13 protein-coding genes are annotated in these 22,542 nt (G+C 39.6%); all 13 read left to right on the top strand.

Features of this window, described 5'->3' with window-relative positions:
- The 13 genes from BACINT_RS14145 (at nucleotide 1) to BACINT_RS14085 (ending at nucleotide 22,541) form a co-directional block, all read left to right on the top strand.
- Nucleotides 1-2,442: a glycoside hydrolase family 2 protein gene (locus BACINT_RS14145; protein ID WP_007664264.1), complete on the top strand. Its 2,442-nt coding sequence runs from the start codon at nucleotides 1-3 to the stop codon at nucleotides 2,440-2,442.
- A gap of 4 nt (nucleotides 2,443-2,446) precedes the next feature.
- Nucleotides 2,447-3,613 (top strand): alginate lyase family protein, encoded by a 1,167-nt coding sequence (locus BACINT_RS14140; RefSeq protein WP_007664262.1) that lies wholly within the window; start codon nucleotides 2,447-2,449, stop codon nucleotides 3,611-3,613.
- 12 nt (nucleotides 3,614-3,625) lie between these two features.
- A complete protein-coding gene (locus tag BACINT_RS14135) occupies nucleotides 3,626-4,933 on the top strand; it encodes a glycoside hydrolase family 88/105 protein (RefSeq protein ID WP_052302181.1) in 1,308 nt (435 codons plus the stop codon).
- A gap of 6 nt (nucleotides 4,934-4,939) precedes the next feature.
- Nucleotides 4,940-7,111 (top strand): polysaccharide lyase 8 family protein, encoded by a 2,172-nt coding sequence (locus BACINT_RS14130; RefSeq protein ID WP_007664257.1) that lies wholly within the window; start codon nucleotides 4,940-4,942, stop codon nucleotides 7,109-7,111.
- 109 nt (nucleotides 7,112-7,220) lie between these two features.
- Nucleotides 7,221-9,491 (top strand): glycosyl hydrolase family 95 catalytic domain-containing protein, encoded by a 2,271-nt coding sequence (locus BACINT_RS14125; RefSeq protein WP_007664256.1) that lies wholly within the window; start codon nucleotides 7,221-7,223, stop codon nucleotides 9,489-9,491.
- Nucleotides 9,492-9,505: 14 nt separating this feature from the next.
- Nucleotides 9,506-11,062: a hypothetical protein gene (locus BACINT_RS14120; RefSeq protein ID WP_007664255.1), complete on the top strand. Its 1,557-nt coding sequence runs from the start codon at nucleotides 9,506-9,508 to the stop codon at nucleotides 11,060-11,062.
- Between the two features lie 305 nt (nucleotides 11,063-11,367).
- Complete coding sequence (locus BACINT_RS14115) at nucleotides 11,368-14,538, top strand: SusC/RagA family TonB-linked outer membrane protein (RefSeq protein ID WP_007664254.1); 3,171 nt, start codon at nucleotides 11,368-11,370, stop codon at nucleotides 14,536-14,538.
- Nucleotides 14,539-14,555: 17 nt separating this feature from the next.
- Nucleotides 14,556-16,103 (top strand): RagB/SusD family nutrient uptake outer membrane protein, encoded by a 1,548-nt coding sequence (locus BACINT_RS14110; RefSeq protein ID WP_007664252.1) that lies wholly within the window; start codon nucleotides 14,556-14,558, stop codon nucleotides 16,101-16,103.
- A gap of 27 nt (nucleotides 16,104-16,130) precedes the next feature.
- A complete protein-coding gene (locus tag BACINT_RS14105; RefSeq protein ID WP_007664250.1) occupies nucleotides 16,131-16,817 on the top strand; it encodes a fasciclin domain-containing protein in 687 nt (228 codons plus the stop codon).
- Nucleotides 16,818-16,835: 18 nt separating this feature from the next.
- Nucleotides 16,836-17,927 (top strand): hypothetical protein, encoded by a 1,092-nt coding sequence (locus BACINT_RS14100; protein ID WP_007664248.1) that lies wholly within the window; start codon nucleotides 16,836-16,838, stop codon nucleotides 17,925-17,927.
- Nucleotides 17,928-17,995: 68 nt separating this feature from the next.
- Nucleotides 17,996-18,661 carry a TonB-dependent receptor plug domain-containing protein gene (locus BACINT_RS14095; protein WP_007664246.1) on the top strand — a complete coding sequence of 222 codons (666 nt, stop codon included), beginning with the start codon at nucleotides 17,996-17,998 and terminating at the stop codon, nucleotides 18,659-18,661.
- 27 nt (nucleotides 18,662-18,688) lie between these two features.
- On the top strand, nucleotides 18,689-21,496 hold the full coding sequence (locus tag BACINT_RS14090; RefSeq protein ID WP_007664244.1) for a hypothetical protein: 2,808 nt from the start codon (nucleotides 18,689-18,691) through the stop codon (nucleotides 21,494-21,496).
- A 31-nt stretch (nucleotides 21,497-21,527) separates the two neighbouring features.
- Nucleotides 21,528-22,541 carry a hypothetical protein gene (locus BACINT_RS14085; RefSeq protein ID WP_007664241.1) on the top strand — a complete coding sequence of 338 codons (1,014 nt, stop codon included), beginning with the start codon at nucleotides 21,528-21,530 and terminating at the stop codon, nucleotides 22,539-22,541.
- Nucleotide 22,542 lies beyond the last annotated feature (1 nt).

Genomic DNA, 22,542 nt, shown 5'->3' with positions numbered 1-22,542 from the left:
ATGAGACGTATAATTGCATTGTTAGTGATGAGTTGCTTTGTTGCAGGTACCTTTGCGAAGGTACCTGTGATGGGCAATAAGATCCGGTTAACGGATAACTGGGAGTTTCTCCGTCAGGATGTGGGCAATATCTGGGAACTGGTACGCCCTATAAAGAAAGGTCAGCCGGAAGAGCAACCTATATGGACAAAAGTGACGTTGCCCCACTGCTTTAATGCGGAGGATGCTGTTGATCCGGATTTGAATTACTATCAGGGACCGGGATGGTATAAAACACGTCTGAAGCTGGATAATCCATATCCTGACGGACGGGTGGTATTGGAATTCGAAGGAGCGGGACAGAAGACGGATGTATATGTTTATATGACCAAAGTGGGTAGTCATGTTGGTGGATATGATAGTTGGAATGTAGATATAACAGATGCCGTGCGAGCTTTTCTGGCAAGCAAAGAGGCTGAACGTTTTGGAGGCGAAATTCCATTAAGTATTCGTTGTGATAATACCCGGGATGCTGAAATGATACCTTCGGATTTATCGGACTTCAATTTGTATGGCGGCATTTACCGTTATCTGAATCTGGTGTATCTTCCGGAAGTCTCCGTGGCTTCTCTCCGGATAGAACCGGCATTGGACGCTAAATTGAAAAAGGGAATGTTAAAGGTATCCGGTACATTCTATAATCCTGCGGATGTGCGTGAAGCACTGGTGGAAGTTACTGTGAAGAATGCTAAAGGTGAAGTGGTATCTGCCCGTACGTTGGATAAAATAACTCCGTTGGGGGATTTGGATATGCTGGATATTCAGATTGATAAACCACAACTTTGGGATGTAGATCATCCGGTATTATATACTTGCGAGGTTACTGTAACAGCCAATGGACAGAAAATAACAACGAGTGAACGTTTCGGTTTCCGTTCTTTTGAGTTTATAGATAAGGGCCCTTTCATGCTGAATGGAAAGCGTCTCTTGTTGAGGGGAACACACCGGCACGAGGATCATGCAGGAGTAGCTGCTGCCATGACTGAGGAACAGATGATACAGGAAATGAAAATGATGAAAGAGATGGGTGTGAATTTCATCCGTCTGGGGCATTATCAGCAATCTGAAATCATTTTGAATCTTTGTGATGAACTGGGCATTCTGGTTTGGGAAGAAATTCCCTGGTGCCGTGGTGGTGTGGGGAATGAAACTTATCGCGGACAAGCGAAACGTATGTTGACGAATATGATAACCCAGCATTATAATCACCCTTCAGTGATAATCTGGGGATTGGGTAATGAGAATGACTGGCCGAATGACTTTCCTGAATTTGAACAACGTGAGATACGGAGCCTGATGAGTGAGTTGAATACACTGGCACATCATCTTGATGCCGAACGTAAGACAGCAATTCGCCGTTGTGCATTCTGTAGCGATATTGTAGATGTATATTCTCCTTCTATCTGGGCTGGTTGGTATCGTGGGGTTTATACAGATTATCAGCAGATGTCCAAAGAAGAAATGGAGAAGATAAAACATTTTCTGCATGTAGAGTGGGGGGGGGATAGCCATGCCGGACGTCATGCGGAGGCTACTGCTCCTATACGAAAAGAAGGTGAAAGTGATGGCGATGCGGCTCTGAACGGTTCGGCTCTGGTGTTGAAGAAAGGAGACTGGTCGGAAAGTTATATCGTTAAGCTGATAGATTGGCATTTGAAGGAACAGGAGAATATGCCTTGGCTGACCGGTGCTGCTTATTGGCCGTTTAAGGACTTTTCCACACCGGTGCGTCCGGATAATCCGGTACCCTATATGAATCAGAAAGGAGTGGTGGAACGTGACTTTACGAAAAAGGAAAGCTATTACGTATTCCAATCCTATTGGACAGAAAAGCCTATGGTGCATATCTATGGGCATGGTTGGCCTGTGAGATGGGGAGATGCCGATGAAGAAAAAGAGGTTTTGGTTTACTCTAACTGTCCATCGGTGGAACTGTTTGTGAACGGACAAAGCCAGGGGATACGCAAGCGTAATAGTCAGGATTTTCCCGCAGCGGGTTTGCGCTGGAATGTGAAGCTTGCTAAGGGGCAGAATACATTGCGTGCAGTGGCTGCTGGAAAAGAAACTCTTGCTGATGAATTGAGCTTTGAATATCAGACCGAGAAGTGGGGGAAAGAACATGCATTCCGGGTAACTTCTACTTCTAATGAAGACGGAATTGTTGAAGTTGAAGCCCAGTTGGTAGATAGTAATGGTATCAGGTGTCTTGATTCCAGAGTTTTTGTTTCTTTCGATATTGCCGGTGACGGAGAACTGATACAGAATCAGGGCACAGCAACCGGTTCCCGCAAAGTACAGGCACGTAACGGGCGGGCACAAATACAGGTTCGTACGCAAGGCGGTACTTCCTGTGTAGCTGTAAAAGCTGATAAAGTCCAAACATCATTTATAACGGTGCAGTAAGATTATGAAAAAGGTAGGTATGTTATTTTTAGGGATCTGTTCTTTTCTGGCTATTTCGTGTACATCGGATAAAGACGGTAAAGATTTTGTGAAGTGCGTTTTAAAGCAGGGCATATTGGAACGTGCCGCTATGAATATAAAGGAGGAACCGGTAACGGTTACCGCCTTTATAGCGGAACGCAGTGCAGGGGATATACATGATTTTTATTCGGAGGGTGATTATTGGTGGCCGGATACTTTGAATCCTGACGGACCTTATGTGCGTCGGGATGGCGAGACCAATCCGGATAATTTTGTAGCTCATCGTCATGCTATGATACGTTTTAGTTCAATCGTAGGTAATCTGACTTCTGCTTATTTATTGACTCAGGATAAAGAATATGTGGATGCGATACTGACGCATGTGCGTGCCTGGTTTGTGAATGAGTCTACGAAAATGAATTCTAACTTGCAGTATGCGCAAGCTATTAAGGGAATTGCTACAGGACGTGGTATTGGCATCATTGATACGGTACATCTTATGGAAGTAGCCCAATCGTTATGGCAGTTAGAAAAGCTTGGAGTATTGTCTAAGGATGATATAAAGTCTACTAAACAGTGGTTTGCTGATTATTTGAAATGGATGTTCACACATCAGTATGGCATAGACGAGATGAATGCTAAGAATAATCATGGAACTTGCTGGGTGATGCAGGTTGCTGTATTTGCCCGTTATGCCGGTGATAAGGATATGATGGATTTTTGTAAGCGGCGTTATAAAGAAGTACTTTTACCTAAGCAGATGGGGGAAGACGGTAGTTTTCCGTTGGAGACAGCACGTACGAAACCTTATGGTTATTCTTTATTTAATCTGGATGCCATGGCAACAATATGCCAGACGCTTTCGGATAAGAATGATAATTTATGGACTTATACGGCAGAGGGAGGTAAGAATATGGAGAAGGGTATTAATTTTATCTATCCCTATGTCGTTGATAAAGAAAGCTGGATTTATACGAAAGATGTAATGTATTGGGATGAATGGCCGGTAGCGCATCCTTTCCTGATATTCGGTGCGCTACAGACTCATAATAAAAATTGGCAGTCAACGTGGGAGAAGTTAGAACATTTCCCTGTAACCGACGAAGTGGTGCGTAATCTGCCTGTACGTAACCCGTTGATTTGGATTTAATCAATAATGACTATGATAATAACACGGAAAATAATAGTAGGAATTTGTATCGTATGTGTAGTCGGTACAAGTCATTCTTCTATGGCTCAAAACCGGGTAGTTACTCAACATACAGCCGGTATGGTAGTGGAAGGAGAGGTTACTATGCTGGTTACTCAGGAGACTACTACCCGCTATCGGCGAACTACTTCTCAGGGAGTGCCGGAAGCTAAACTGGGATATACACCCGGAGTTACTCCGAAATATTTAGCTATACCTTTGTCGGAAACAGTGATGACGAGATATCCGGATTATCGGATGGCTTACTGGAAAGATTATACATATGTGCAGGGATACATGTTTGAGGCTATGGACCGTTTGGGACAATTAACAGGTGATAGCAGGTATCTGGAATATATAAAGAAATATATGGATCATTTCGTCGATGAAGCGGGTAATTACAAAGGAGGCGGATTAACGAATCTCGATAATTTTATGACAGGTTCGGTCTTTTGTACATTATACGGGCGTACGGGTGATGAGAAATACAAGAAAGCTGCCTTGCAAATATTGAAAGCTGTGGATCAGTATCCCAGTTCCGATGGACAGTTTTGGCATGGAAACCGGAGTCCTAATATGTGGATAGATGGTGTTTTTATGATGCAGATGTTCCTTATACGTTGTGCACAATATGTAGGAGAAGCTGATTATTGCTATGATGTGGCATGTAGGAATATTATTACTGCTGCCCGTCATTTGCAACGCTCGGATGGACTTATCCTTCATGCATGGACTACAGAGCCTGAAAAGGCTGTGTGGGCGGATAAAACTACTGGACTGTCACCGGAGGTATGGAGTGAAGGTATGGGGTGGTACACTTTGGTGGTACCTGAATTACTGGCTTTACTACCCAAAACACATCCGAATTATCAGCAGGTCCTTGATATTTATCTGAAAATGTGTAAAGGGCTGAAAGAAGTGCAGGATAAGAAGACCGGCGGTTGGTTTATGGTTGTGGATAAAGGAGATAATCCTTTAAATTTTGTAGATCCATCCGGAACTGCTATGTTTGTATACTCTATTCAGCGTGGTGTAGAATTAGGGCTCTTAAAAGCGAAGGAATATACTCCGGTTGCATATAGGGGATATCAAAGTCTCTTTCCTTTTATACAGGTGAATGACAGAGGCTTACTGGATGTGATAGGAGCATGTGATGGAGTTGTGATTAAAAAGAATTTTATAGAATATGTTACTGTTCCCAAAATATTGAATGCCAAAGAGGCTGTTGCCGGTATATTGTGGGCGGCTGTTATAATGGAAACAGAACAACTGAAAAAATAAACAGGAATGAGAATTTTGCGTAATCTGATTATAATTAGTGTATTACTTGTATCTGTTACTGTACAGGCAAGTGGTGTGGATGAGTTGGTGCGTATCAAGCAAAATTATGCCCGAATGTTGGTTCCTTCCGGTAAAGATCCGTTTGGCTTATTGTCCATCCTTTCGTCTATTCAACCGGAAACAGAGATTTCGGATCAGGTTGTGGTAGAGTTACATCAGCGATATCCTTTTGATTTAAAGAAAATAGAAACTTATCTGTCTTCTTTCACGGAAGCCGGAACATGGCCGGATATTAATTACGATGACAAAAAGCGTTCTGGCTGGGAACCTAAAATTCATGCGGAACGTATTCTGGAGCTGGTAAAGCTCTATAACTCTGATCAGACTTCCTACTATCGTTCTTCGGAGGTGGAAGCGGTTATTCATAAAGCTTTGAATTATTGGTTTACTGCTAAACCTGTATGTTTGAACTGGTGGTATAATCAAATAGGTATTCCTAAAACACTGGGTACGGTTTTTATCTTGTTTGAGAAGCAATTGACCCCTGTGGAGAAACAGAATGCTATAACTGTAATGGAGAATGCTAAATTTGGGATGACCGGACAGAATAAGGTATGGCTTGCCGGAAATGTGATGATGCGTGCATTATTACAGAATGATTATGAGTTGGTAAAGATGGCGCGTGATACCATTGCATCTGAAATAGTCACGGGTGGAGCAGAAGGTATAAAAGACGATTGGTGCTTTCACCAGCATGGTGCTCAGCAGCAGTTTGGTAATTATGGGCTTTCGTTCGTATCCGGAATGAGTTTCTTCTCTGGGTTATTTTCAGGGACGTCGTTAGCATTTGATGATAAACAGTTGAGTATTCTGAGTACACTGATTGATAAGGGCTATCGTTGGGTAATCTGGAAAGGAATGATGGATGTGAATGCTTTGGGACGTCAACTGTTTCATCATGCTCCCGTACATAAAGCACTGAGTCTTGCATTTGCAGCCTCGGAGTTAGGTGGAGGTGAATCAGATGAGTGCGTGGCTGTGGCAACAGCTTTGCTTCGTGATAATTATCCTGCGCCTGCGGTGAATGTGCTTACAGGACATAAGCATTTCTGGCAGTCGGATTATACAATTCATCGCTGTCCTTCCTGGATGGCGTCTATAAAAATGGCTTCTGACCGTATTATCGGTACGGAAATGATGAATGGCGATAATATGAAAGGGTATTATATGGCAGATGGAGCTACTTATATTTATAAAGATGGTAAGGAGTATCTGGATATTTTTCCTTTTTGGGACTGGCGGAAATTGCCGGGAGTAACAGCTTTTGAAGATAATGCGCCTATGCCTCTGATTAAAAGTTATCAGCCTCGTAATAAAGGAACTTTTGTAGGAGCTGTTTCGGATGGAAAACAAGGAATGACTGTTATGGAGTTAGATCGTTCCGGAGTGAAGGCTCATAAGGCATGGGTTTGTACGGATGACTTTATTCTTTGTTTGGGAGCTGGCATACAAGCAGATAGTAATCTTGTTGTTACCACTTCTATAGAGCAATGCCATAAAAATGGGGAACTGCTTTCTTGGGAAAATGCACGATGGAATGTTGTGAATACAAAGCAATCTGCTAAGGGAAAGGAACAGCGCTATTTTCATGATCATACAGGATATATTGTATGGGGCAATAATCATGAAGTTGTAGCTGAAACAGCAAAACGTACGGGATCATGGTATGATGTGATGCAAATGTATCACCCGGAAGAAACACATGGAGAGGTGACTGCCATCTATTTGACGCATGGTGTTGCACCTAAGCAAGGCACATATCAATATTTGATATTGCCCGAAATGGACAAGGAAAATGTGGCTGCTTTTAATTTATCGGATATACGGATACTCCGTAATGATGCTACTGTTCAGGCTGTCTATAGTGAAGGAAATACTACTTGTTGGGTGGCCGCTTATCAGCCGGTACAATTGACTGTAAGTACGGATTTGATATTGAATATTCAAACTCCCGGAATCTATATGATACGGAAAAATGAATCCGGTCGGTACGTAATAAACTATGCCGATCCGACTCAACAGAGAAATGTTGCAGAACTTGAGTTGAATCATAAAAAGGTGCGTCTTTCTCTTCCCGAAGGAAAAGAGAAAGGGAAAACAACTTCTATAGTGGGTTAATGCGTTAAAAAACGCATTTTGAGCCATTTCTCCAAACGATTGAAATAATATTGCAAGCCTTGTTGGTAAGATACGTCTATTTTTGTTTTAGATAAATGATTATAGGACTATGAATACACACAAGGCTTTTATTTTGGGCGTAGCATTGCTGAGCACTATTGGGGTGAAAGCTCAGTTTGCCATTGATAACTATAAAGCTGTCTTTACTTCATCCCCACAGCATGTTCCCACTACCAAAACTCCGGATGCTCCTTTAGCCGGTAATGGAGATATCGGTATCACAATGGGAGGTACTCCTGATAAACTCTGTTTTTATATTGGTAAAAATGATTTTTGGAGGGCTTATCCTGTTTATCCGGGAGGAATTGCGCTTCCGGGCGGACTGGATATTGAGATAAAAGAACTGCAAGGAGCTACTTACTATGCGGAACAATTGCCCGGATCTGCTGAAATCAGAACTAAATTCACAACTCCTCATTGTCAGTTGGATTTGTCTGCATGGGTTGCTGCAACGGATAATAAGATTATCATTGAATTGCAATCGGACAAAGCCGTTACTGCCCATTTGCGTCTATGGGCTGCGGAAGGTAATACTTCGACTACTGCGGGAGGCAAAGATAAAGTAATGTGGGTAAGTCGTTCATTTGAAAATACGGAATTGCTGCGTTGGCCTACTCATGTGGCATTGGCTTTAAACTCAAATTCTGATGAATTCTCCTTGATTCCCGGTAAGAAAGTACAATTGGTTATATCTGTTTATACGAATCATGATACACCGGATTGGAAAGACAAAGCTATTACAGAAGCAGAGAAAGTAACGGAAGCGGGTGTTGAGCAATTACGGAAAGAACATCATTCTTGGTGGAATCATTTTTGGAAACAGTCTCATATTAATATAGGTGATAGTTATTTTGAAAAGTATTACTATCAGTCGCAATATTTGTTTGCTTGTTCTTCCCGTGAGGGTAAGTTTGCACCTGGTATCTGGGGACCATTTGTTACGCGTGACGAAGCGGCATGGGGAGGTGATTATCATCTGAATTATAATTATCAGGCACCTTACTGGGCGTCATTTTCTTCCAATCATATTAGTCTGACGGATAATTTTGATCAACCTCTATTAGATTATATGGAGGCTGGACGGAAGCATGCGCAGGAATTGCTGAATTGCAAAGGTATCTATTATCCGGTGGGTATCGGTCCTAAAGGTTTATGTACAGCTATGTGGCCGTTAACTCCTGAAGAAATGCAGGAAAAGTATTCGACCCGTGAAAATACAATTGATGGTGGTTATAAGTTTCTGGGACAGAAAATCAATGCGGTGTTTAGTGTTGGAAATATGTTGATGCGATATTACAGTACGTATGATGAGGCGTATGCCCGTAAAGTATATCCGTATCTTCTGGCCTGTGCGGATTTTTGGGAAGATTATCTCTTTTTAGAGAATGGACGTTATGTCATTCGTATGGATCATTTCAACGAGGTGATGCCTAATAAACGCAATGGAGGTGTCTGGCGTAATCGGTTAGGTGATTTTAATTCAACTCTTTCGTTGGGTTTGGTTCGTATGCTGTTTCAGGGTGTGATGGATATGAGTGATTTCCTTTCCATTGATAAGATACGGCAATCCCGTTGGCAGGATATTTTGGAGAAACTGAGTGAATACCCATTGGGTATTACAGAAGACGGGCGTCAAAGTTTGAAGAATATGGAGAAAGGACCTCAAGATAAAGAAGTACCTCCATCGGGGCTGAATAGGGTATCTATTCATGGTTTGATTCTCCCTGCCGGTGTTGTGGGACCCATGACAGATGTGGCTTTCAATGCTATTTTGCTGGAAGATGTGGCACATTGGGCGGATAAACAACGTGATCCGAATGATTGGGGAAATACATCTAATAATGGAATTGAAACCTGCTATCCCGGAGCTGTACGTGTGGGGTATCCCTCGGATAAGATTCTATCTTATTTGAAGAAGCGGATTGAGATGGATGTATATCCCAATTCCTGGATTGTGCAAGGTGGGGGAGGTATTGAAACTTTAGCAGCTGTTCCCCTGACTATTAATGAGATGCTGCTACAAAGTTATGAAGGTATTATTCGTGTTTTCCCAAATTGGAATCGTAAGAAGGATGCATCTTTTGAAAATCTGAGAGCTTATGGTGCGTTTTTGGTTACTTCTATTTTGAAAGAAGGACTAATTCAGGGAGTAACCCTAGTTAGTGAGAAAGGACGTGTCTGTAAAATAGAGAACCCATGGAAAGGACGCCCTGTGCAAGTTATCCGGGAAAATGGAAAAGCAGACATTCTTTATGGAGAATATCTGCAAATACCGACTGTGGTGGGTGAGAAGGTTGAACTGAATTTATATACAAACTAATAATTGAGAATAGAATGAATCGTGTAAAGAAACTTGTGGGGGGGATATTGGCGGTAACACTTTGTGTAAGTGTATCTGCCCAGACCAAATTACCTCCGGGCTGGCAATCCAGCTATGTGAAAATTACTCCGAAAGGGGAGTTAACTTATTATCCCGATAAACAAGGAAATACGATACCGGATTTTAGCCGGGTTGGTTATCATCATGGTGATAAATCAATTCCTGATTATCCGGTAACAAAAACCGTATATCCTGTGGAAAAAGGGGATAGTCGTCAAAGAATTCAGGATGCAATAGATGAAGTGTCTCGTATGAAACCGGATAAAAACGGATACCGTGGAACGGTTTTGCTGAAACGGGGAGTATATCATGTTCATGGAACCATTCATATAAATACAGGTGGGGTTATTTTGACCGGAGAAGGAGATAATGTGAATGAAACCCGTTTATTGGCTATCGGTAAGCAGCGTTTTTCATTGATAGAAGTATCTGGTAATGGTAGAATGGAGGAAGTATCCGGAACAAGGGTGAAGATTACGGATGCTTTTGTACCAGTGGGAACACACTCTTTTCAGGTTTCTTCTGCTACAAATTTTAAAGTAGGTGATCGTATCATTGTTTATCGTCCGGGAACAGAGAATTGGATACATGATATTAAGATGGATCAGATCGTTGAACGCCAGGGAACCCGCCAATGGACTGCACGGGAATATAATCTTTCTTTCGAACGTGAAATTGTAAAAGTAGAAGGTAACCGTATTTATATTGATAATCCGGTAGTAATGCAAATGGAAGAGAAATATGGCGGCGGTGAAGTATTTAAGTATACATTTGACGGTCGTATCAGTGAAGTCGGGGTGACTAATATGTGTTTGGAATCTGAATTTGAACATTATGAGGATAACGAGCATGGTTGGATTGGCGTTCAATTCGATAAAGTGGAAAACTGCTGGGCGCGTAATCTGACTTGTCGCTATTTCGGGTATTCAGCGGTAAGTTGTGAACGTAATGCGAAGAATGTAACTGTGACGGATTGCCGTTGCCTGGAAACAAAATCTCTGATAACCGGTGGACTGCGATATTCTTTTAATAATTGGGGACAGCAAAATCTGTTCATGAACTGTCAGAGTACAGAGGGGCGTCATGATTATGTGACGGGTGCACGTGTATGTGGTCCTAATGTATTTTATAATTGTACGGCTTCGCAAACTTATGCAGATATAGGTCCTCACCATCGCTGGGCAGTTGGTACTCTTTATGATAATGTGATTACCGATGGAGAAATCAATGTGCAGGATCGTGGTAAAATGGGAAGTGGACATGGCTGGGCTGGAGTAACTCAGGTGCTTTGGAACTGTCGTGTGAAACGTGCTGCTGTACAGAGTCCTTGGACATCAGGACATAATTATAACTTTGGTATGAAGGGTGAAAAATATCCGGGAGTTTTTATCGATCGTCCGGATGGTGTTTGGGAAGGACAGAATGAGAAGAATGTTTTCCCCCGTTCACTTTATGTGGCACAACTGATGGCTCGTCATAGGGATATGGACTTGCGAATACTGACTAAGTAAGCCGGAATTAGCTTGTAATTTGGTGTTGTAAAATCATAGTGCTTGGTAATGTATTGTATAATAGGGTGTTATCTAATTTGTTGTTTACAGTCTATAACACTTTGAGATATAATTGATAGTATTTGATACAATCTTTAAATCTCGTTTGGGAAAATTGTTGTTTGTTTGCGATATGGAAAACAATAATGTATAACTTTAAAAATGATGTATTGATATTATGTAAAAACAATCTATTATGAACAACTCAAAAAGAATTCCAGGTGAAATCCCTTGTTAATTTAAGTCTAATTTTAAAAAGTAGTTTAATGAAAAAGAAAGAACACAAATCGAAATCGCTGTTATGGCGGTTATCTTTAGTTCTATTAGCATTGGTCTTGAGTATTAATCTTATGGCTCAAACAATTACACAGACAGGTGTTGTTGTTGACCAAAACAATGAGCCAATGATTGGCGTAACTGTACAGACGAAAGGTACAGTAACTGGTGGTATTACAGATTTAGATGGTAACTTTACCATTAAATGCAATAAAGGTGCCACATTAGTTTTCTCTTTTATGGGATACAAAACAGTTGAGCACAAAGCAAACGGTCAAAGAATGAAGATTGAAATGGCTGAAGATGCTCAGGCTCTGGATGAAGTTGTAATTGTCGGTTTTGGTTCAATGAACAAAAAACATATTACAGGTTCAATGACTTCGGTTGATTCTAAAATCTTGGAAGAAAAGAATTCAGTGAATGTTTTTGATGCATTACAAGGTGCTGCTCCCGGTATGCAAATCGTATCAAACTCCGGAGCGCCTGGTTCTTCTTCATTTGTATCTATCCGTGGTGCTTCTACTTTTAGTGATGAAGGTGTCTCTCCGCTGTATGTTGTAGACGGAGTAGTTGTTGATAACATTGACGACATTTCTGCCAATGATATTAAGCAAATTGATGTTATGAAAGATGCAGCTTCTTCGGCTATTTATGGTGCTCGTTCTGCAAATGGTGTAATACTGATTACTACTAAATCAGGTGAATCAGGAAAACCTCGTATTGATGCACGTTACCAACATTCCTTTTACACTGTTGCCCGTAAATTGCCTCAGGTTAATGCGTTTGAAAGCCGTTTAAGTATGGCAGCTTCCGATTTAAACAATCCTTCCAAAACTTTAGAGAAGTTTTCCGCACGTACAGACTCTGTAGGCATGCAGTATAGTACAAACTATTATTATCAGGATTTATTGTTCCGTACAGGTGGACGTGATGATGCCAGTGTACAAATTAGTGGTGGTTCCAAAGGGTTCAAATATCGTGCATCTTTGAACTACATTGGTGAAAAGGGTGTAATTCTAGAGTCTGGAAATGACAAATATACCGCTAATGTCAATGTTGATTATGAACCGTGGAAAAATATAAAGTTTACCACTCGTGTTCGTTTAAGCTACAATAAAACTAACAATATTAAAGAAACTGTTTTGCAAGATGCCATGCGTCGTGATCCGGATATGATTATCTGGTATCCGGATGGTGAATTAATTCCCTATTATTCTTCGGGGGGACGTCGTAATCCTATTGCTGAGCTAAAACAAAAGTTAGATGAACGCTCGACTTATAGAGGAAACTTTTATCAGGGTATAACCTGGACATTTACTCCTTGGTTAAGATTGGATGCTGACATTTCAGCTGATTATACATCTAATAGAAATTTAACATTCTCATCCAAGTATCTGGAAGGAAGTGATAATGGGAAAAATACAGGAGCAGATAAAAGCCAACAAACTTGGAAATATGCAGGCGAAGCTTATTTAAACTTCAATAAGACAATTGCCAAAGACCATTCTTTGAGTGCTATGGTTGGTAGCAGTTTTGAAGTTAGCAATCAATTGGCATATAATATAGCCGGTTCGTTTTTTCTCTCCGAAGATATTCATTATATGAATTTGGCTACTGTAAAAGATGTGAAGAATATCAATACAACCGGTTGGGATGAAGCTATGGTGGGTGTATTTGGACGTGTAGTATATAGCTGGAAGAGTCGCTATACGGTGACTGGTAATCTTCGGTTTGATGGTTCTTCTCGTTTTGGTAAGAATAACCGTTGGGGATCTTTCCCTTCTGTCTCTGCTGCATGGCGTGTTTCGGATGAACCCTTTATGCGTTGGGCTAATAACATTCTTACGGATGCCAAAATCCGTGCAAGCTATGGTATTACTGGTAATGACAAGATTGGTCGCTATGAATCGCAAACCGTTTATACAGCCGGCTCTCAATATTATAACTCAGTAGGTGGTATTGTACCTGCATCTAAATATGGTAATCCTGACTTAAAATGGGAACAGACGAAACAAACAAATATCGGTGTGGATTTGAGCTTTCTAAATGGACGTATTATGTTTGTTGCCGACTATTACATAAAGAAAACAAGTGACTTGCTTTCTGACTATAATCTTCCAAGTACTACCGGTTATGATAAAATGCGTGTAAACTTAGCTAGTATTGAAAATAAAGGTGTTGAGTTATCACTTACAGCAACACCTGTCAGAACACGTGATTTTAACTGGAGTACTACTGTAAATTGGTGGAAGAATGATAATAAGATTCTTGATTTAGCACGTGAGGATTATATAAATAGTGCTTGGCTGATTGCAGCAGGAAAACCAGCTGGTCTATTCTATGGTTATAAGAATTTGGGGGTATATGAATATGACGCAAGTAATGCCTGGACTCAAGATTATAAAACCCGTCTGACTCCTGTTTTCAAACGGGATAATGAAGGCAATGTCGTTATAGGTTTGAATGGTCAGCCAACATTGGAAAAATATCTAAACCCAGATGGTACTGAATATACAGGCAAAATAGCTCAGATGAAAGTAAATGGAGTAGTTGCTGGTGGTGGTGATGTTATATGGTATAACAAACCTAATGAAAACGGTGAGTTAGATGGTGTAATCAATTCTAACGACCAGACAGAATTAGGCAAAGCAAATCCTGATTGGTTTGGATCCTGGGGTAATACCCTTACATATAAAGACTTTTCTCTTTCATTTAACTTCTATGTTAGTTGGGGAGGACAAGTTTGGAATGACTTGAAGCGTTACTATTGTTCATGGGGAGGAAATACTCATAAACAAACTCCTGAATATATTATGCAAGGCTGGAAATATCCGGGTGAGATTACAAGTTGGTATGCATTGAACTCCAAACAGCGCAAAACAAATAATCACTCTATGAGTTTGAGTGATCAGTTCCTGGAAGATGCGACTTTTATTCGTTTACAATCTGTTCGATTAAGTTACAGTGTGGATCCCAAATTCTTAGGTAAAACTCCACTTCGCTCAGTTCAAGCATATATTTATGGTAATAATTTGCTGACTTGGACTAATTATACAGGATATGATCCGGAGTTGAGTGGCGGTGTTCTAACCCCAGGTAAAGACAGTTCTAAATATCCTCGTAAGCGTGAGTTTGGCTTTGGATTCAACATTGGATTTTAACTAAAAAGATAAGAAAAATGAAGAAATATATAATATTAGCTTTTACAAGTCTTTTGGCTTTATCAAGTTGTGAGAGTTTTTTAGACAGAACCCCTTTGTCAGATTTGTCTCCATCAAGTTACTTTAAAGATAAAGCTGAAATGAAGAACTGGAATGCAGGTATTTATGATGCGTTTCAAAGTGCACTTTCCAGGCGTCAGGTTCTTTTTGGTGATGTACGTTCAGATAATGTAACCGGCACATCCTATGAAGATTCTAAGATTTACATGAATGCCTTGATGCCCAATATCTCAGAAGCCAGTTGGGAACCTTTTTTCACTTGTATCTCCAGATGCAATATTGGTATTCAAAAATATCCGACAATTCCTAACATCCTAGAATCTGAGTATGCCCCATATATCGGACAATGCTATGCCATGCGTGCTTATATGTATTTTTGGGGAACTCGTACTTGGGGTAAAATGCCAATAATAACGGAACCATGGGATGGATCCTTAAATTCTATTGCCATTCCCCGTTCTTCATTAGAACAAGTAAAAGAACAAATATTATCTGATATAGAAAAGGCTATCAGTTACTTTAACCAATCTGATACAAGTGATAAAATTTACTTGGGCAAAGATGCAATGTACGCTTTATTAACAGAAGTTCACATGTGGTATAATGACTATCAAGATGCATTAACAGCTTCAGAACATTTTATCAACCATAAGAGTTTGTCACTATCTAATGGAGAAATTGAATGGAAAAACATCTTCACCAATCCTAGTAGTTCAAAAGAAGTAATCTTTGCTATGGCATGGGATTACGAAACAGATGGAGCTTTAAGTGGCTGGCCGCAACTTTTAGGAGCAAGTAACACGAATAATGGTTACAGAATGGCAGAACCCATTTTTAATGAGTTTATAGATCGGCTTCGTTCAGGAGAAGGTTCTGATGCACGTTTTTGGAATACAATTGACACTGTGAAAGTATACTATAAGGCCTCTCGTGTTCCTTTGACGTATGCAAGTTATACAGCTGGAGTAGAAAGCGTAAATAAATGTATCAAATACAGCAATATTGATCCTGAACGTGAGTATGATTCTTCTAATCAAGTGTATAAATCATATTTCTCAGTAATGAACACAACCGACAGCGAGTTTTCTCTGGTAATGATGCGTATGGCAAATATTATGTTACTACGTGCAGAAGCTTTAAACAAATTGAACAGAGGAGATGAAGCACTTAGCATCGTTAATGATATTCGTAGTCGTGTGGGTTACTTGAAAGATGCAAAATTAGAGGTATCTAATGTTAATAATGTAAATGAAGTAGAAAATATTATTCTACAAGAAAGGCAATTAGAACTTTATGGAGAAGGGTATCGCTGGTTTGATTTAATGCGAACAGGTCATTTAATAGAAGTAATGGACCCTATCTATTCCGCGCGTCAGGAAGCAGCAGATGTGACAGTAACTGGTTTTGGTAATGAAGGTACTAAATACTGGCCAATTCATTATGCTGAATTTGAATCAAACAAGGCACTGGTTGGAGACCAGAATCCACCTTATACTGAACGTTAAAAATAAACTATAAAAAAAGAGTTAATAATGAAACAAGAATATTATAAAAAAGCATTAGCCTTGATGGTAATTCCTTTCCTTATAGCAAGCTGTGAATTATTGGGGTTAGATTATCAAGATTCATACGATTATGATTATAATGCTGGCATGCCAAGTAATAAAATAGATATGTCTGCTTTCGAATTTATCAAATCCCGTACAGATATATTTTCTTTATTGGAAGAGGCTATTTTGTATGCAGGAGTTGAAAATGAGTTTAAACAAAGTGGAATGACCTACTTGTTACCAACGAATACAGCATTTAACTCAGAGACGAGTACTGATTTAAGTTATTTTCAGACGCATCAACTAACGTATATAGATGAGGAAACTGGAGAACTTGTTTCTTACGCACCTATAAGTATGACTGCCTATCCTAAAGAACAAGTGAAAGAATTTTTGCTTTATCACATTGTGAAGGGTAAATATACTTTCACTAATCTTCCGGCAGAACCAACTTGGTTTGAGACGGTAGCTACAGCTGATACAGCTAAAATAAACATGTATTTATTGAAAGACCGTAATCCCAACATTGTATTCAACAATTTTGATGGGCATTACAAATCTTCCATCAAGCCACGCACTTCCAATCTTTACAATGCTGACGGTTCATATATGCATGTCATGGATAGTTGGTTGGATCGCCCTACAAAAGAACAACTAAATATGAAATAACCTAAAAAGATTACGATTATGAAATATATTTATCAATTTTTCATTGTTCTACTTTGTGCTTTCTCTTTTGCAAGCTGTGGTGATGATGATTTTATCGAAATAGATTCGTTAAGTACAGATGGAGATGAATTCTACTGTAATCAGAAAGTGAAAGTATGGATGTGTGTACGCTCCAGCGATTTATGGCATACGAATTATGAATGGAGTTGTGATGCGGGTTCATTGACCCAACCTCAAGGTCTAAATGAAATGACATGGAAAGCGCCAAGCACTCCGGGTACATACACAATTACCTGTCGCGCTAGTATTGGTGGCGAATCACAAGTCCGTTCTCATAAGATGTATGTATCCAGTTATTATTTTGATAAATTTGAGAAAACTCCTCATTCTTTATCTTTACAAGGTAGTACGACTGGAACACTTAAAAAAGAATCTAACGGTAACCAATATCTGCAAGCAAAAGTGAATTCTGCCGCAGAAGTAAATCGCTATCTTCGCCGTGCTTTTGGAGATAACACGCTATATACTCCGTTTAGTACCCGCATGAAACTTGGTTTTGACTCTAATGTCCCTAATATGCAAGAAATTGTAGTTGGGAAAAAAACAGGAAAAGCAACATTGGAATATCGTTGGAATTTACGTTCCGATGCTTCCAACAATGGTTCTTATATTAACCAGATTCGTCTGATATGGTATCCGGGAAAGCTAAAAAGTGGAGAAGTGTATCCGGCTGTACCTAATGAAGAACTTACGATGGAAGGTACCACGGATTATAATGTACAGTTAATTGTTCAGTATACATCTGCTGCAGGCAAAAAAATTACGTATAACGAATATCACAACCTGAATACAATGAATACATTTACTGCCAAACTTTATCAGACGGTATCCATGTCTGTTGACGAAAGTGAAGCAATCATTGTGCATGTAGCTGGTCAGGAAGTATTAAAGAGTAATATTTTAAAAGATGCACGTACTGAAAACTCCTGTGAAGGTCGTATGTCTATCAATAACTGGGAGCTTTATATACCCAATGGCAATGCTGGTAAAAACATTCCGTTAGTATATATTGATGACGCTTACGCCTCTAATACAGGTATTTTAGAATAATATTCATTCATCAAAAAGTATCTTGGGAATTATTGTATCCTAAGATACTTTTTTTAATTCTTGTAATTATGAAAAAACGATTATTTCTTGTTTTGTACACATCACTTTTTGTTGTAACTGTCTTTGGTCAAGACTTTAAGGGAGTTATTGTAAATGCCAAACAACGTCCTTTAAAAGGGATGAAAGTTTGGAAAAAGAATACCACTGAAAGTGTAAAGACAGACAATATGGGAGTATTCTTTTTTCCCGGTTTGCAGCCCACAGATACATTGGTAGTATCTATATCTAAAAAAGAAGAAGCAATTATCCCTATTGGTAAGCTATCTCAAGCTTCTCTTAAATTGGAAAAGAAATTTTTCATCTTATTCGATGGACAGAAAGAAGAAAAAAGAGAATACACGAGGATTCTCCGTACAAGTTATAACTCAAATGTATTGACCCGTGAACAGATTCAGAAGTTATCAGCCAATAGTATTTACGATCTATTTAAGGGTGGAGCTATTCCGGGGGTAACAGTGAACGGAGACAAAATTACAATTCGCGGAGGAAGTTCATTTGATTTGGATAATGAGCCTTTATTTGTTGTCGACGGTACTTTATACGAAAGTAGCAGTGAAGTAGATGGTGTCGTATCAATCAATGACATAGACAAGGTAGAAATACAAAAAGACGGTGCAGCTTATGGCATGAAAGGAGCTAACGGTGTTATAATTATTACTACAATTAAGAAATAATATATAACTATTAAACACGCATGCACTATGAAAAACAACCGGATAAGATATTACCTGAGTTTATGGGTGATACTATTTGTTAGCATCTTTACAGGTAATGCTCAACAAACAGATACTGTTTATATGAACAATATTGTCAGTTCATTTAAACAAGTTACTAATTTGCCGCAGGAGAAAGTATATTTGCATACCGATAAACCATATTATTTTGCAGGTGATACTATCTGGTTGAAAGCATATTTGGTGAATGCCATTACCCACTTTTCCGGAAATGGCAGTCACTATGTGTATGTAGAGCTCATAAATCGCAAGAATAAAGTTCAGCAGCGTATTAAGGTTCAGCAACGCGAAGATATTTTCTCAAGTTTTATCCCTCTTCCAAAATCATTGGAGGCTGGTGACTATTATCTCCGTGCATATACCCATTGGATGTTGAACGAAAAATCCGACTATTATTTTTCCAAAAATCTAAAAGTCTTTGCTTCCCAATCTTCGTTTATGTATCCGGAAATAAGATATGAACAGAAAGGGAAAAAACGTATAGCAACTGTTACCCTCAAAAGACCCGACAATACTGTCTATGCAGGTAATTACGTACACTATATGGTTCGTACCAAGCCATACGAAAATAAGTTCCGTCAGCAACAGACTAACAAGAACGGAGAGATTCAAATAGATATACCTGAAAAAGATAAAATAGAACAATATATCTATGTTGTATTGGAAGATAAACAGTTAAAGCATAAACACACATTTTATGTTCCGGATGCTTTTGACTACCATGTCGATTTTTTTCCGGAAGGTGGTAGCTTAATTTCGGGATGTACCCAAAAAGTGGGTATAAAAGCTATAGACACAAATGGAAATTCAGTAGAAGTGACTGGTAGTATTTTAAACAGTAAAGGTGATACCATTACTCATTTTAAGAGTTCTTATGCAGGTATCGGCAGTTTTATGCTACCTATTTCAATAGGTGAAAAATATAAAGCAGTCGTTAGTTCTATTACAGGAGATATGAAGAAAGAGTTTTTACTGCCTGATCCGGAGGCCGACAAATTCTCTTTATCCATTACCGAACGTAACGGCATCATACATTACACAATATTACATTCTCCCCAAGAGAGGTTGCCGGATAATTTATACTTGATAGCCCATGTTCGTGGTTTTCTCCTATTTGTACAACCCATACAGAAAGGACAAGGAGCGGTCAGCCTGAAATCCATCCCTGAAGGGATATTAACCCTTACTTTATTGGATGGAAATTACGTTCCACACAGTGAACGCCTTGTATTCGTTCGCCAAAATCATTCAATCTGGCAATTAGCCTCTGATAAGGCATCCTATGGTTCGCGTTCACCGATATCTCTTGATATCCACCTCTCCGATCTGTCAGGGCAACCTATAACGGGTGACTTCTCTTTAAGCGTTACAGACAACTATGCCATCAGATGTGATTCTACCGCAGATAATATTCTTTCTAATTTGCTGCTGACGTCAGATATAAAAGGATACATCGAAACACCCGGATATTATTTTAAAGATAATTCTCAGCGATTGAAAGCCTGTCTGGATAATTTAATGCTGACGCAAGGATGGAATCGTTTTAATGTAGAAGACATTCTTAAAGAACAGCAAAAGAACCCCAAATACTTTATGGAAATCGGACAAACTATTTCCGGTAAGGTATTAGATATTCGTAATAAGCCACTTTCTGGAAAAACTGTGAATGTCTTTGTCAATAAGCGTCCTTATCCCTCAACACACACAGATAATGACGGAGTGTTTATTGTAGATAAGTTAAGTTTTGCAGATACAGCCAGAGTTGAAGCACAGGTAATAGAAAAAGGAAAATTCTTTCGTGCTAATATCCGGATAGACAGGGATTATTTTCCGGAAGCAGTAAACACCCATCCATACAAGGATGCAAAATATGAGCAACAGAACGAATATAGAGAAGAAATGCAATCACCTTTTGTCAGAGAAGATGGAGTCTTGATGCTACGTCTTCCAGAAGTCGTGATTAATGCCAGAAGTTTAGTAAAAGATCGTTTTTCTTCCTATAAAATGGATGATGAAGAGATGTTGGCTCAACAAGATGCGCGCACGGCACTTGATTTAGTCAAGAATGTTCCCGGATTCCGAATTATAGATAATCGTCCCTATATAAACCCCAAATACTCCCAACGTCCGGAACATCTGATGTCTAATGATGTAAATAACAGGAATGCCTTGCGTCCCAAAGAGAAAATAGATTATGGCCGTACTGCACGCTTCATGCTGGATAACAAAACGATCAGTTTCAATGCTCTTTCTCTCATCAATGCGGAAGACATAGTAGGAGTACACAAAATTGATCCGGAAGTTGATGCAGCCGTCAATATTACTCAAAATCTGAAATACTTGGAAGCAGCCTATAATGAAGCATTTGAGAGTGGTGCCACTTTAGAAGAATTGGAAGAACTGGAAGTGGACAGACAACTCCAGAAAATGAAGGATGGAACTCAAAGTATCTCCGGTGGATGTATTGTGTTAACCTCACGTACCGGCAATTTAGAGATACCGCGTACTTCCCAAGGAGACACGGCATTCCTGCTCGGCTTTAATCGGTATAAATCCTTTTATAGCCCTAAATACGTAACAGGCGAAGAACGCAAATCACTTGTACCGGATAATCGTACCACCATTTACTGGCAACCTCAACTCCGAACCGATGAAAGAGGTAATGCCAGCGTACACTTTTACACAGCTGATCGTCCCAGCTATTATACAATTATTATTGAAGGTATAACAGATAAAGGTGTACCTTGTCGCTATGAACATTTATTAAAAAGATAAGCAGCTTATTTTTTATTTTAAATTTGATATCATGAAGCGTATAAAATTATTTTTAGCACTATCTGTATTGGCTATTCTTTTATGTGGAATAAGTTCTTGTTCAAAAGAAGAGAGTGATAAACCGAATACTGAACAGCCCGACCCCGAACCAACTCCTGAGCCTACCCCGGAACCGGCTCCAGAACCGGATGACTATAAACTGCAGGGAAATATGCAAGCCGCACAACAACTGGTTGGAAAAGATTATTCGGAAATCCATAAGTATATGCGCTCTTATGGATGGGACTATTCTGAACATCCCAATTCATCTGATAAAGATCATAAAGACGGAGTGCATTGCGAAGTTATATATGACGAAACAATACAGCAATATGTTTTCAAGTTTATCAGCCATGCCAATGCTGATGCCCTTGACGGTGACCGGGGGAAACTGGAAGACCGCCAACGTAATGAAATGAAAACGCAAACGACTGCTGCCTGGTATAAATTGAATGGTAACTGGGATGAATGGCAACGCCTTGAATGGAAATTCCGTATTCCGAAAGATTTCAGACCTTCTACAAGTTTCTGTCATATTCACCAATTAAAGGCACAGGAGGGCAATAATGGTTCTCCATTGATAACCATAACTCCCCGCTGCAATAGTAATGGCAGTAATCGTCGTGTACAAGTGATCCATACTGGTGATATTAGTGCTACTACTAAAGGAACAATCATAGACAATCTGCCATTGTCTGATTTTGAAGACGAATGGATACAAGTAGAAACAGAGATGCACTTTACACACGATGGGGCATTCAGTATTAAGATGACACGTATCAGTGATAGTAAAGTATTAGTTGATAAAGCTTTTAGCAATATTGACCTATGGCGGAAGGGAGCGATAAGTATCCGAAATAAATTCGGCATTTATCGTAGCTTTGGAAGAAAGATGGAAAGTACTGATGATCGTCCTACCAATGGAATAAAAGATGAGACTTTGCAACTGGCAGATTTCAAGGTTTATGAGAAAAATACAAATCCCAAGCCTGAAAGCCACGATTAGG

Origin of the sequence: Bacteroides intestinalis DSM 17393 (assembly GCF_000172175.1) — a bacterium.
GTDB classification, from domain to species: domain Bacteria; phylum Bacteroidota; class Bacteroidia; order Bacteroidales; family Bacteroidaceae; genus Bacteroides; species Bacteroides intestinalis.
This window is presented reverse-complemented; position numbering and strand designations above follow the sequence as displayed.

What these genes read in the sequence shown, in the direction of transcription:
- BACINT_RS14130 (WP_007664257.1), top strand. Translation starts at nt 4,940, where the DNA reads ATGAGAATTTTGCGTAATCTGATTATAATTAGTGTATTACTTGTATCT.
- BACINT_RS14105 (WP_007664250.1), top strand. Translation starts at nt 16,131, where the DNA reads ATGAAACAAGAATATTATAAAAAAGCATTAGCCTTGATGGTAATTCCT.
- BACINT_RS14115 (WP_007664254.1), top strand. Translation starts at nt 11,368, where the DNA reads ATGAAAAAGAAAGAACACAAATCGAAATCGCTGTTATGGCGGTTATCT.
- BACINT_RS14125 (WP_007664256.1), top strand. Translation starts at nt 7,221, where the DNA reads ATGAATACACACAAGGCTTTTATTTTGGGCGTAGCATTGCTGAGCACT.
- BACINT_RS14135 (WP_052302181.1), top strand. Translation starts at nt 3,626, where the DNA reads ATGATAATAACACGGAAAATAATAGTAGGAATTTGTATCGTATGTGTA.
- BACINT_RS14120 (WP_007664255.1), top strand. Translation starts at nt 9,506, where the DNA reads ATGAATCGTGTAAAGAAACTTGTGGGGGGGATATTGGCGGTAACACTT.
- BACINT_RS14110 (WP_007664252.1), top strand. Translation starts at nt 14,556, where the DNA reads ATGAAGAAATATATAATATTAGCTTTTACAAGTCTTTTGGCTTTATCA.
- BACINT_RS14145 (WP_007664264.1), top strand. Translation starts at nt 1, where the DNA reads ATGAGACGTATAATTGCATTGTTAGTGATGAGTTGCTTTGTTGCAGGT.
- BACINT_RS14100 (WP_007664248.1), top strand. Translation starts at nt 16,836, where the DNA reads ATGAAATATATTTATCAATTTTTCATTGTTCTACTTTGTGCTTTCTCT.
- BACINT_RS14090 (WP_007664244.1), top strand. Translation starts at nt 18,689, where the DNA reads ATGAAAAACAACCGGATAAGATATTACCTGAGTTTATGGGTGATACTA.
- BACINT_RS14085 (WP_007664241.1), top strand. Translation starts at nt 21,528, where the DNA reads ATGAAGCGTATAAAATTATTTTTAGCACTATCTGTATTGGCTATTCTT.
- BACINT_RS14095 (WP_007664246.1), top strand. Translation starts at nt 17,996, where the DNA reads ATGAAAAAACGATTATTTCTTGTTTTGTACACATCACTTTTTGTTGTA.
- BACINT_RS14140 (WP_007664262.1), top strand. Translation starts at nt 2,447, where the DNA reads ATGAAAAAGGTAGGTATGTTATTTTTAGGGATCTGTTCTTTTCTGGCT.